This is a genomic window from Nocardioides terrigena (genome assembly GCF_003047265.1).
GTDB lineage: Bacteria > Actinomycetota > Actinomycetes > Propionibacteriales > Nocardioidaceae > Nocardioides > Nocardioides terrigena.
The window spans coordinates 1-841 of the sequence record NZ_PZYY01000037.1; the positions used below are offsets into that span (position 1 = coordinate 1).

Annotated in this window: 1 protein-coding gene; it reads left to right on the forward strand. The window is 40.5% G+C overall.

The window, feature by feature from the left end; genetic code table 11:
- Positions 1 to 841, forward strand: an 841-nt coding sequence (locus DAE25_RS22670) for a S1 RNA-binding domain-containing protein (protein WP_159083932.1), incomplete at both ends; no start/stop codon positions are given.

The following is an 841-nucleotide window of genomic DNA, read 5'->3' on the forward strand; positions in this document are numbered from 1 at the left end:
GGTAAACAGCAAATTAACCGGTAAAGTAACTAACTTAACCGACTACGGTTGCTTCGTTGAAATTTTAGACGGTGTTGAAGGTTTAGTTCACGTTTCAGAAATGGACTGGACAAACAAAAACATTCACCCGTCTAAAGTGGTTAGCGTAGGCGATGTAGTTGAAGTAATGGTTCTTGAAGTTGATGAAGAACGTCGTCGTATCTCATTAGGTTTAAAACAATGTAAAGCAAACCCTTGGGAACACTTCGCAGCAACTCACAACAAAAACGATAAAGTGACAGGTAAAATCAAATCTATCACTGATTTCGGTATCTTCATCGGTCTTGAAGGCGGTATCGACGGTTTAGTTCACTTATCTGACATTTCTTGGAATGCGACAGGTGAAGAAGCTGTTCGTAACTACAAAAAAGGTGACGAAGTAGAAGCTGTTGTATTACAAGTTGATGCGGTTAAAGAACGTATTTCTTTAGGTATCAAACAATTAGAATCGGATCCGTTCACTAACTTCGTAGAAAGCACTAAAAAAGGTGCAATCTTGACTGGTAAAGTTGTAGAAGTTGATGCGAAAGGCGTTAAAGTTGAATTAGAAGGCGGCGTGGAAGCATTTATCCGTGCTAACGAAGCAACTCGTGACCGTGTTGAAGATATTACAACCGTTATTTCTGCAGGTGATACTATCGAAGCGAAATATACAGGTGTAGATCGTAAAGCGCGTGTTGTGAACTTATCTGTTCGCGCGAAAGACGAAGCTGAAGAATCAGCGGCAATCGCTCAAGTGAATAAAGAAGAAGTTGCAATTCCAAACGCTATGGCTGAAGCTTTCAAAGCAGCTAAAGGCGAA